The organism is Streptomyces sp. NPDC054813 (assembly GCF_053611365.1).
Genome location: NZ_JBSHAF010000012.1, coordinates 8,408 through 20,120, shown reverse-complemented (window position 1 = coordinate 20,120; position 11,713 = coordinate 8,408). Strand labels below are relative to the sequence as shown.

Annotated in this window: 8 protein-coding genes; 6 read left to right on the top strand and 2 right to left on the bottom strand. The window is 73.0% G+C overall.

The window, feature by feature from the left end:
• Window positions 1–211 precede the first annotated feature (211 nt).
• Both ACWGJB_RS24475 and ACWGJB_RS24470 read right to left on the bottom strand, forming a co-directional pair.
• Window positions 212–937, bottom strand: a complete 726-nt coding sequence (locus tag ACWGJB_RS24475; RefSeq protein WP_453382253.1) for an HdeD family acid-resistance protein — start codon at window positions 935–937, stop codon at window positions 212–214.
• Between the two features lie 138 nt (window positions 938–1,075).
• Complete coding sequence (locus ACWGJB_RS24470; RefSeq protein WP_453382252.1) at window positions 1,076–1,708, bottom strand: HhH-GPD-type base excision DNA repair protein; 633 nt, start codon at window positions 1,706–1,708, stop codon at window positions 1,076–1,078.
• A gap of 136 nt (window positions 1,709–1,844) precedes the next feature.
• Between ACWGJB_RS24470 and ACWGJB_RS24465 the strand changes: the two genes are divergently transcribed.
• The 6 genes from ACWGJB_RS24465 (at window position 1,845) to ACWGJB_RS24440 (ending at window position 11,364) form a co-directional block, all read left to right on the top strand.
• Window positions 1,845–4,118, top strand: coding sequence for a penicillin acylase family protein (locus ACWGJB_RS24465; RefSeq protein ID WP_453382251.1), 2,274 nt, complete (start codon window positions 1,845–1,847; stop codon window positions 4,116–4,118).
• Between the two features lie 22 nt (window positions 4,119–4,140).
• Window positions 4,141–4,791, top strand: a complete 651-nt coding sequence (locus ACWGJB_RS24460; RefSeq protein WP_453382453.1) for a GNAT family N-acetyltransferase — start codon at window positions 4,141–4,143, stop codon at window positions 4,789–4,791.
• Window positions 4,778–5,251, top strand: a complete 474-nt coding sequence (locus tag ACWGJB_RS24455) for a cupin domain-containing protein (RefSeq protein ID WP_453382452.1) — start codon at window positions 4,778–4,780, stop codon at window positions 5,249–5,251. The genes ACWGJB_RS24460 and ACWGJB_RS24455 overlap by 14 nt, the downstream gene beginning before the upstream one ends.
• The gene (locus ACWGJB_RS24450) at window positions 5,248–6,006 is read left to right on the top strand and encodes an SDR family NAD(P)-dependent oxidoreductase (RefSeq protein ID WP_453382250.1); all 759 of its coding nucleotides are present in this window, start codon (window positions 5,248–5,250) and stop codon (window positions 6,004–6,006) included. Before ACWGJB_RS24455 ends, ACWGJB_RS24450 begins: the two co-directional genes overlap by 4 nt.
• 50 nt (window positions 6,007–6,056) lie before the next feature.
• Window positions 6,057–7,952: a copper resistance CopC/CopD family protein gene (locus tag ACWGJB_RS24445; protein ID WP_453382249.1), complete on the top strand. Its 1,896-nt coding sequence runs from the start codon at window positions 6,057–6,059 to the stop codon at window positions 7,950–7,952.
• A gap of 214 nt (window positions 7,953–8,166) precedes the next feature.
• Window positions 8,167–11,364 (top strand): FG-GAP repeat domain-containing protein, encoded by a 3,198-nt coding sequence (locus ACWGJB_RS24440; RefSeq protein ID WP_453382248.1) that lies wholly within the window; start codon window positions 8,167–8,169, stop codon window positions 11,362–11,364.
• Window positions 11,365–11,713 lie beyond the last annotated feature (349 nt).

The window sequence follows — 11,713 nt, the reverse complement described above, 5'->3', positions numbered from 1 at the left end:
GGTGGGCGGGGGGGGGGGGCGGGGGCGCCCCCCCCCCCGCCGCGCCCCCGCCCCCCCCCCCCCCCCCCCCCGGGGCCCCCCCCCCCCCCCCCCCCCGGAGGGGGAACCGCTGCTCATGGCGGTCATCTCCCCACGCGGCGGACGGTGTTCATCCCACCCGGCGCGAGAACCGCTCGCTCGGCGTACCGGCGGGGCGTGAGGTTGACGCCGCTCACAGGGCCTGCGGGATGTGCTTGGCCCGGCTGCGGATGCCGAACGAGGAGATGATCTCCACGATGCCGACGACGACCAGCCAGATACCGGCGACCAGGGTCAGCACGGCGACCGACTCGAACGGCGAGACGATCAGCACGATGCCGGCGATGAAGGTGACGATCCCGAGGAAGACCATCCAGCCGCGGGCGGGCATCCCGGGGTCGTGCACGGCGGCGATGGTCTGGGTGATCCCGCGGATCAGCCAGCCGATCCCGATCCACAGGGCGAGCAGCAGGATCGACTCCAGCGGGCCGCGGAAGCAGAACAGGCCCAGCAGGATCGACAGTGCGCCGCTGATGAAGGCCAGCACGCGCAGCGAGGTCGTCTTGTGCGTGCCGAACGCGGCGACCAGCTGGAAGACGCCGCTGATCAGCAGGTAGATGCCGAAGAGCACACCGGCGGCGAGCAGCGAGGCGCCCGGCCAGACGAGGACCAGGATGCCCAGGATCAGGGAGGCGATCCCGGTGAGCAGTACGGTCTGCCAGGCCGCCCTCGAGAGGGCGTGCAGGGGCCCCTCGAAGGGCGGTTCGGGCTCATGCCGGTAGGTGGGCGCGGGCGCCGCCGGGACTGAGGCGGACGCGGACGCCGGGACCGAGGCGGACGCGGACGCCGGGACCGAGGCCGGGGCGGTGTGAGCCGTGCGGTCGTCGTCGGCGGGGCCGGTGCTGGGAGGCTCGCTCATGCCTCCAGCTGAAGCCGACGGGAGCGGCCCTGCCAGCAGGGAGGGGCCGATCGGGTGACAGAGCCCTTACCGGCCCGGCTGCTTTCTCCGGCTGCTTCTCCCCGGTTTGCGCAGCCTTCCCAGCCGTCCCCCGGCTGCTTACTTCTCCCCGGCCTTCGCCGCCTTCGCCGCCGCCTTCATCTCCTGCTTGTGCGCCCGCACCTTCGCCAGTGACTCGGGTCCCGTGATGTCGGCCACCGACCGGAACGACTCCGCCTCCCCGTACGCACCCGCCGCCTCCCGCCACCCTTTCGGCCGTACCCCCAGCTGCTTGCCCAGCAGGGCGAGGAAGATCTGCGCCTTCTGCTTGCCGAACCCGGGCAGTTCCTGGAGCCGCTTCAGCAGTTCCGCACCGCTGTCGACGTCGCGCCAGATGCCCTCCGCGTCACCGTCGTAGTGGTCGACGAGGTACTGACACAGCTGCTGGATCCTCTTGGCCATGGAGCCGGGGTAGCGATGCACCGCCGGCTTCTCGGACAGCAACGCGGCGAAGGCCTCGGGGTCCTGGGCGGCGATCTCGTGCGCGTCCAGGTCGTCCGTCCCCATCCGCCGGGCGATGGTCGCCGGCCCCTTGAACGCCCACTCCATCGGGACCTGCTGGTCGAGCAGCATGCCGGTGAGCGCGGCGAGCCTGCTGCGGCTGAGGAGTTCGTCGGCCTCGGGGTCCTGGGCGAGATGCAGAGTCGTGGCGTCGGCCCCGGTGTCGGGCCTGGCCTTGGCGTTGGCGTCCATGGCTCGATGATCCCGCGCCCGCACCCGCCCCGCGCGCCCGCAGTGGGGCGGCCTCCGCCGCTCCCGCACCTCTCGCGTACGATTCCTCCACGATCCAGCTTAGGCAAGCCTAACCTTAGACGAGAGGTGCCGCAGGGTGACCACCAAGACGTACCGAGACCCCTGGGGCATCCCGCACTTGCGGGCGGCCGACGCCCGTGAACTCGCCCGTGCGCAGGGCCGGGTGACCGCCCACGACCGGGCCTGGCAGCTGGAGGTCGAACGGCACCGGGCCCAGGGCACGTCGGCGTCCTTCCTCGGCTCCCCGGCCGTCGCCTGGGACGTGTTCGCCCGCCGGGCCCGCCTGGCGGATACCGCGAGACGCTGTTTCGAGGCGCTGGAGAGACAGGACCCGGAGACGGCGGAGTGGGTGCGCGCGTACGTGGCCGGGGTGAACGAGGGACTGCCGGCCGGCGCCGCGCGCACGCCCGAGTTCGGCCGCACCGGCCTCGCGCCCGGCGTCTGGGAGCCCTGGCACCCCCTGGGCGTCTGGCTGGCCACCCACATCCTGTTCGCCGGCTTCCCGGCCAAGCTGTGGCGCGAGGAGGCGATACGGCACCTGGGGGAGGACGCGGTCCCCTTGTTCGCCACGGACGGGCCGGGTACCTCCGGCAGCAACGGCTGGCTGCTCGCGGGCCCCCGCACGACCACCGGCCGGGCGCTGCTGGCCGGCGACCCGCACCGCTTCATCGAGGCACCCGGCGTCTACCAGCAGATCCGCCTCTCCTGCCCGGAGTTCGACGTGATCGGCCTGGCCGTCCCGGGCGTCCCCGGCATCGCCCACTTCGCCCACACGGGCACGGTCGCCTGGTCCATCACCAACGCGATGGCCGACTACCAGGACGTCTACCGCGAACGCCTGCGCTTCACGGAGACCGACGTGGAGGCCCTGGGTCCGGACGGCACGTGGCAACGGGCCGAACGGCACACGGAGACGGTGGAGGTGGCAGGAGAGCCACCGATGCGCATCGAGGTGCTCGAGACCGAACGCGGCCCAGTGATCACACCACCCACGCCCACAGCCGCCGACGGCGGTCGGCCCCCGCAGGGGCTTTCCACCCCGGCCCCGGCAGCCGCCGACGGCGGTCGGCCCCCGCACGGGGTTTCCACCCCCGCTCCGGCAGCCGCCGACGGCGGTCGGCCCCCGCAGGGGCCACCCGCACCCGGCTACGAAAGCCGCGCCGGTGGTGCGGGCGGGGGGACATACGCCGATGGCGAAGCCGAGGCGTTGGCGTTGCGCTACCCGCCCCGCGTCACCGCCGACCTCGGCTTCAGCGCCCTCCTCCCCCTCCTCCGGGCTCGCCGCGTCGCCGACGTCGACCGTGCCTTCGACGCCTGGACCGAGCCCGTCAACGTCGTGCACGCCGCCGACACCGACGGAGGCCTCCTGCACCGCGTCGCCGGCCGCGTCCCCGTCCGCTCCCACACCAACCGCACCCGCCTCGCCCCCGCCTGGCTCCCCGGCCACGCCTGGCAGGGCTGGCACGAGATGCCGTACGGCGACCTCACCGACGGCGTGGCCGTGATGGCGAACCAGCGCGGCCCGGCCACCCCCCTCGGCGTCGAGTTCGCCCCACCCCACCGCGCCGACCGGATCCGCGCCCTCCTCGACGAGCGCCGCACCTGGTCCGCCGCCGCCCTGCCCGCGATCCACACCGACACCCACCTCGCGTCCGCCGCCCCCCTCCTCGACCACCTGGCCGCCCTCGACGGCCTCACCCCCGGGGCCGCCGGACTCCGCGACCGGCTCCTCGCCTGGGACCGTCGGATGGACGCCGACAGCACCGGCGCCGCCGCCTACGCGGCCGTACGTTCCGCGGTCGTACGACACCTCGCGGCCCACCCCGCCTTCGCCGCCCTCGCCGAACCCCCCGCCTACCCCGAGGTCCTGCTCCCCTGGCTGGCCCTCACCCCCCGCATCGCCTTCGCCCTGGAACATCTCCTGAGGGCGGAGGAGCTGTACGGCATCGACCGTCCCGCCGTCGTCCGTACGGCAGTCGAGGAGGTCGCCGCCGGCAGACCCGCCGGCACCGGCACCGGAACCTGGGGCGACACCCACCGCCTCGCCCCCTGGCAGGCGCTGCCCGAGCCGTCGTACGACGGACCGGCCCTGTCCGGTGACCACGACTGCGTGCTGTGCACCTCGGCCGTCCCCGGTCTCACCGACCTCTCCGCGCGCGGGCCGGCCGCCCGGTACGTCTGGGACCTGGCGGACCGCGACAACAGCCTCTGGGTGGTGCCGTTCGGCGCCGACGGCGTCCCCGGCGCACCGCACCACAGCGACCAACTCACCTTGTGGCTCAAGGGTGATCTGGCCCCGGTCGGCACCGACTGGGACCGACTGGAACTCGTAGAGGAAACCGATGTCTGAGCAACTGATGTCTGAGCAACTGATGTCCGAGCAGCCGACCGCCACCGTCTCCGCCCCAGACTCCGTCTCCGTCTCGGAACACGCCGTTGACGGCTTCGGCACCGTCCGTCTCCGCCCCCTCGACCCCGAGCGGGACGCGGACGTCGTCCACACCTGGGTCAGAGAGGAACGCGCAGCCTTCTGGGGCATGACCGGTCTCACCCGCGCCGAGGTCACCGAGATCTACGCCCATATGGCCACCCTCGACACCCACCACGCCTACCTCGCCGAGAGGGACGGCACCCCGGTCGCGCTCCTCCAGACGTACGAGCCGGAGGCCGACCGCGTGAGCGAGTGCTACGACGTCCGCCCCGGAGACATCGGCATCCACGTCCTCCTCGCCCCGGCCGGACCGGAAGGCCCCCGCCCCGGCTGGACGGACGCCCTCCTCTCCGCCTTCACGGAGTTCGCCCTGCGCACCCTCGACCGCCACCGCATCGTCGTCGACCCGGACGTCCGCAACGCGAAGGCGATCGCCCGCTTCGCCCGCCAGGGCTTCACGCCCGGCCCGGCCGTCGTGCTCCCCGAGATCGACCTCCCCGACGTCCACCTGTCCGAAAAGCGCGCTCAACTGGCTTTTCTCACCCGGTCGGTAGCCTTCCCGGATGTGCTCCCCGACGCTGACCCCCGATGACCTGATCGCCCACTACGACCTGGAGCCGATCCCTCGTGAGGGCGGCCTGTTCCGGCAGACCTGGGCCGGTCCCGAACGTGCCGACGGCCGCCCCGAGGGCACCGCGATCGTCGGCCTCCTCGTCGCCGACGACTTCTCGGCCCTGCACCGTCTCCCCACCGACGAGATCTGGCACCACTACCTGGGCGACCCGCTGAACCTCCTGCTCCTCGCCCCCGACGGCACCACCCGCACCCCCGTCCTCGGCCCGGACCTCCGCGCCGGCCAGCAGATCCAGCTCACCGTCCCGGCCGGCACCTGGATGGGCGGCCGGGTGGCACCGTCCGGCGCCTGGACCCTGTTCGGCTGCACCATGGCCCCCGGATTCACCTTCGAGGGGTACGAACACGGGAACGCGGCCTACCTCACGGCGCGTTACCCCTCCGAAGCCGCCCGCATCACGGGACTCTGCCGTCCATGACCCATCTACTGGACGGACAGGTCGCCCTGGTGACGGGCGCGAGCGGCGGCATCGGCCGGGCCATCGCGCTGCGCCTCGCCGAGGAGGGCGCGGCGGTGGCCGTGCACTGCCGTACGGCGGTGACGGCGGCGCGGGAGGTCGCCTCGGCCATCGGCGACCGAGCGGTCGTCGTGCAGGGCGACCTGACCGACGAGGCGACCTGCCACCGGATCGTCCGGGAGGCCGCGGACTGGGGCGGCGGCCGGCTGACCGCGCTGGTCAACAACGCGGCCGTACAACCCGTACAGCCCCTGCCCGGCATGACCGCGGCCGACTGGCGTGCGGTCGTCGACACCGACCTCGGCAGCGTCTTCGCCTGCACCCAGGCGGCCGCCGCCGTCATGCGCGACCAGCCCGACGGCGGCACGGTCACCCACATCGCCTCCATCGAGGCATCCCACCCGGCCGTCGGCCACGCCCACTACAGCGCGGCGAAGGCGGCGGTGGTGATGCACGCGAGAGCGGCGGCCCTGGAGTACGGCCGCCTCGGCATCCGCGTCAACACGGTCTCCCCCGGCCTGATCGACCGGGAGGGCCTGGCGGACGCCTGGCCGGAGGGGGTGCGGAGGTGGCAGGAGGCGGTGCCGACGGGTCGCCTGGGCCGCCCGGAGGACGTGGCGGACGCGGTGGTCTTCCTGGCCTCCTCGCTGGCGTCGTGGATCACCGGCCACGATCTGGTGGTGGACGGTGGGGTGTCCGCCCGGCCGACGTGGTGACGGCGTCCCTCAGCACAATGAGTGCTGCACGCCCCCCATCCGTATGACCCATGAACGCCTGCTTCCGAACTCAGGACGGTGACGTGAGCGAAGAACACGGCCGGCGGTGCACGACAACCCCCCACAGGGCGGCCCCACGCGGAACGTTGCGCACCCTCGCCCTTCTCGGCACCCTCCTCACCGCGCTCTTCCTCGCGTCGGCAGCCCCCGCCTCCGCGCACGCCGCCCTGCGCGGCAGCGACCCCGCCGACGGCGCCGTACTGAAGTCGTCGCCCGGGTCCGTCACCCTGACCTTCACCGAGTCCGTCGGCCTGCTCGACGACTCGTTCCGGGTGTACGACCCCACCAACCACCGGGTGACCACCGGCGACCCCGAACACGGCCCCGCCGGCTCGGACACCGCACGGATCACCTTCCCGGAGAAGCTCGGCACCGGCACGTTCACCGTGGCCTGGCGGGTCGTGTCGGCGGACAGCCACCCCGTCTCCGGTGCCCTCACCTTCTCCGTCGGCAAGCCGTCGGCGACCACGGCGGCCGTCCCCACCGGCCCGGTCGAGAACCCGGCCACCGGCAGCCTCTACGACATCGGCCGCTATGCCGCGTACCTCGCCGTGGCGCTGCTGATAGGCACCGTCGCCTTCATAGCCGTCTGCCGTCCGCCGGACGCGGCCCCGCTGCGCAAACCGATCCGGACGGCCTGGTGGGCCCTGCTGGCCGCCACCCTCTTCCTCTTCGTCCTCCGCTCCCCGTACGAGGAGGGCACCTCCCCGGCGACGGCCTTCGACCTCTCCGCACTCGCCAGGACCGCGACGGGCCGCCCGGGCCTGGTCCTGCTGGCGAGGGTCGCCCTCCTGGCGGTCACGGCAGGCCTGTACGCCTTCTTCCGCCGCGGGCGTGCGGACCGGCTCCGCCCGTCGTCCCGCCCGTTCCTGGTCACGGCCGCCGTCCTCGCCGTCGCCCTGGCCCTGACCTGGGCGACGGCCGAACACGCCTCGGCCGGCATCCAGGTGCCCCTGGCGATGACGTCCTCGGTGCTGCACCTCCTGGCGATGTCGCTCTGGCTGGGCGGCCTCACGGCCCTCCTCACCACCCTCTACCGGGCCACCGCCATCCCCCTCCCGGCCGCCGTCGTCGCCCGCTTCTCCCGGGTGGCCTTCGCCTCGGTGACGGTCCTCGTGGTCACCGGCGTGTACCAGTCCTGGCGCGGCCTGGGCTCCTGGCAGGCGCTCACCGACACGACGTACGGCCGTCTCCTGCTCGTGAAACTCGGCGCCGTGACCCTGCTGCTGGCGGCGGCCTCCCAGTCCCGCCGCTGGACGGCGAGGCCGGCGAGCGCCCCGGCCGCGGCCGCGGCGACCACCCGCGACCGCGTCCCGCAGACGGTCGGCGCACCGCCCCAGGAGACCCCACCGGCCGCGGCGGAGCCGGCCCCCACGCCGGACCACCGGGCCCTGCGCCGTTCGGTCCTCGCCGAAGTCGCCATCGGCGTCGCCGTCCTGGTCATCACCACGATCCTGACCGGCACGCTGCCCGGCCGCGCGGCCGCCGCGGCCGCCGAGGCGGCCGAGTCGGGCACGGGAACGGCCGCGGCCGGCGGCATCCCGGTGGCCTCCGTCGCGATGGTCCCCTTCGACGTCGGCACCCCGAACGGCCACGGCAAGGTGCAGATCACCCTGGACCCGGGCCGGGTCGGCGACAACTCCGTACAGGCGGTCGTCTTCGGCCCCGACAACGGCATCTCCGCCGTCCCCGAACTCCGCCTCTCCTTCACCCTCACCGCCCAGAAGATCGGCCCCCTCCCCGCCGGCCTCACCGACCGAGGCGGCTACTGGGCCACCAACTCCGTCAACCTCCCGATCGCGGGCGAGTGGACGATGAACCTGACGGTACGGGTGTCGGACCTGGACCAGGTGACGGTGACGAAGAAGATCCGAATCACCGGGTGACCGGGGCAGACGCGTCGGCCCGCTCCGCCGGGGCTTCGTCGGGTTGTCTGATCGTAATCCCGTCAGGCCGGACTGGGACTTCGTTGATCGGCTAGCGTCTACCGCACAAGCGGCCGGCAAGATCCACCGCGGCCACTGGGGGTGACGCGGCAGCGCGTCCGGCCACGGCGGGGCGCCGCGCGGCGGCAGATCATCACATCAATGAGGGGGAGACGTGAGGGCATTGACCCGGACGTCGACTGAACCACTGCACGGAGGTCGCCGCCGCAGAGGTGGCGCGGGCTTCGCGGTCGGTGCGGCCGGCACGATTCTGGCGGTCGCGGGTACGGCCATCCCGCTCGCCGTGGACGCGCCGCCCGCGTGGGCCGTCCAGGTGGCGGCCGCGGCGGACTCGTCCCAGGAGGTCGTGATCCCGCCCGCCGACCGGGCCACACCCCGTGTGGATACCCCACTGGCGGTGGGCAGCACCGGTTTCCTGCACCAGCAGGAGGGCCGGGACGGCTACACCTGGACCGACTTCGCGAGCGGCACCTCGACGCAGGTGCCCGGCCTGCAGACCCTGCCGGCCAACGCGCTCGTACGCCCCGTCGGTGCCGACGGAGACCTGCTCGCCGTCTCACCGAGCCCGGCCCGGGGCACCGCCTGGTACACCCTGCTCGATCCGCACACCGGTGAGCGCCGGGAGGCGCAGCTCCCAGCCGGCTACACGTTCCGGGGGACCGTCGCGGGCAAGGTGCTGGCCCTGGAGTCCGCGACCAGCACCACCAGCTCCGCCGGTGTGCTCCTCGACACCGGCACCGATCCCGCGCAACCGCTGCACATCACCGGCCTGCCCGCGGGTGCTCAGCTGAGCAGCCTCTCCCTGCAGCAGGGCGCCACGGATGACCGCGGCGCGGTGATCTCCTTCCGGCAGGACGGCGCGTACCGCTACGGCCTGCTGGACCCCGGGACCGCCGAGATCACCCCTCTCCCCGAGACGATGAGCGGTGAGGGCCTGCGCATCCTGCTGAGCGCCGACCGCGTCGCCTGGTGGAAGCACGGCTTCACCGGGCTGCGCTGGCTGCCCCGCGGTGATGTCTCCTCCGGGGCGCAGGAGTTCCCGCTCCCCGACGACGCGGCTCCCGTGGCCCTCCTCGGCGGCACCCTCCTGACCTCGGGCCCGGACGCCACCTCGGGGACAACGCTCGGCCGGCGGCTGACGTCCCGGCCGCTCGACGGCGGGGAGCCGAGCACCGCACTCGACCACATCGCGCTCGTGTCGGACAACCCACCGCAGACGGCGGACGGGAGCGCCCTGCTCGTCGGCGGCTCCGGCACCGGCGACTGGGCGGTGCACCGCTTCGCCGCCGGCTCCGACGGGTCGCCGGCGCACGAGGTGGTCCAGCCGCTGCCCCCGGTGATCGCCAAGGTCCTGGGACTGAACCTGTACCGGGGCACCCTCGATCGGGTGGACAGCATGGAGGGCAAGCTCTCCCTCTACCAGCAGGACGTCGGTACCGGGCCGGTCCCCGTCGCGGGAGCGGCCAAGCCCGTGCCCGCGGGCATGCCCCCTTCCGCCGTGCGCTGTGCGACGGGTGAGGACTGCGTGCGGATCGTGGAGGGCAACTGGTACGGCCTGTCCTTCCTGTCCGAGACAGGAGGGCGGACGTACCTGGAGACCCGCGTGGACGCCTACACGTCGCACGTGCAGATGCCGTTGCCCGGCAGCGGCGGCGAGGTCAGGGACGCGTCCTCCTCGTACGTGGTGGTGGACGGCGGGTCCCCGAAAACCCAGTACCTGATCTACCCGGGCTACAACAAGGTGGTACGCAGCCGCCCGGTGCAGGCCGCGGCGCTCTGGTACTCCACCCTGTGGAGCGCGACCCCCGGCAGTCCCGGCACGCTGACCGCGGAGCGGCTGACCGCGGACGCGGCCACTCCCGGCAAACCCGTCCGCACCGTGCGGACCGGTGCCGGCTGCGTGCCCACCGAACTGCAGGCGACGGCGCGTTGGCTCTACTGGTCCTGCGGTGCCGACAAGCAGGCCGGGGTGTACGACCTGACGAACAACCGCGGCTTCGCTGTGCCGTCGGGCCCCGCCATGCTCGGTGACGGCTACGTGGTCCGGCACGACCGGGACGCGGGCGAGCTCAAGCTGACGGACTTCCACACCGGCAGCCCGCTCGCGGAGCGCTCCATAGCCGCCCTCCCGGCCGGAACGCTCGCGGACGACCGCAGGATCACGTGGACCGTGGACAAGTACAGCGGCCACATCGCCTACGTGGACGCCGATGGCCGCGTGCATGTGAGCGCGGACGGGGTACCGGACTCCGCTCCGGTGATAGGGGAGGCGTACACCTCCGGGAGCGTCGCGCCGAGGACCACTTCGTCCACCTACTCGACCTGGACGGCCTCGTTGCTGCTGAGCCGCCCCGTGGACTCCTGGGAACTGGGCATCGTCCAGAAGGCGACCGGGCGCCGGGTGGCTGTGGTGCGCGGTGGGGCCGAACGCGGTCTCAACGGCATCTCGGCCTCGTGGAACGGCCGGGAGTCGAACGGTGCTCCCGCCCCGAGCGGTCTCTACACCTGGCAGCTGACCGCCAAGTTCAACGGTGGAACCGTGCCGGTGCGAGTGGGAAGCGGCGGCCTGGACGTGATGTGCGGCGCCTTGCCCACCCACGTCTACGACTGCGACGGGTTCCCGGACATGGTGGCGGTCCGGAAGGACGGCCGGACCGACTCATGGGAGGGGCATCCCAAGGGGTACTTCTACAACCGCAGCTACACCGCGGACTGGCCGACCTCCTCCACCCTGGTGCCGGCCGGCGACCTCAACGGCGACGGGTACGCGGACATGCTGGTCCGCAACTCCACCGGCGAACTGCGCGCCTACTGGGGCTTCGGGCAGGTGTACTTCGCCCGGGGAACCAACAAGTCCACTGTCATCGGCAAGGGCTGGAACACGTACAACCTGCTGACGTCGTCCGGGGACCTCAACCGTGACGGCCGGTCCGACCTGCTGACCCGTGACCGGTCCGGAGTCCTGTGGTTCTACGCCGGCACCGGCAAAGGCACGTTCAAGGCCCGGGTGCGCATCGGCACCGGGATGTCCGGTTATACGGCGCTGGTGGGCGTGGGCGACCTCAATGGCGACGGAACCGGAGACCTTCTCGGCCGGGACAAGGCCGGGAACCTCTATCGCTGGTACGGCAACGGAAAGGGCGGCTTCGGGGGGCGCGTGAAGATCGCCTCGGGCTTCAACGCCTACAACGCTCTGGTCGGTGTCGGCGACCTGACTCAGGACGGGCGCAACGACCTCGTCACCCGCGATACCGCGGGCAACCTGTACCGCTGGGCGGGCAACGGAAAGGGCGGCTTCGGCGCACGCGTGAAGATCGGCAGCGGCTGGGGCGGCTACAAGGCGCTGTACTGACGGTCCGGAACAGCAACCTCCAGGCCTGCACCTCCACCGGGAGCTGCAGGCCTGAGGAGAGCGACCTGGATGCTGCGCCACGCGGCGTGCGGTGAATGCGAGAGGGGTGCCCCCGTGTCCAGGGCACCCCCTGGCGAGCGCCTTCGCCGGCCTGTGCGGAGAGTGTGGGAAGCCGAAGCCATCTGGGGATCCCCGGAGACACCCGCTGTGGACAAAAACCAGGACAACGGGGTCTGAGGACAACGTCGAAGGGGGGGGGGCGCCCGCCGCGGCGCCGCGGGCGCCCTGCAGCGGCGCGCGCCGGCCCGGGCCGGGCCGACGGCGCTGGACATGGAGGTGGCCCCCACAC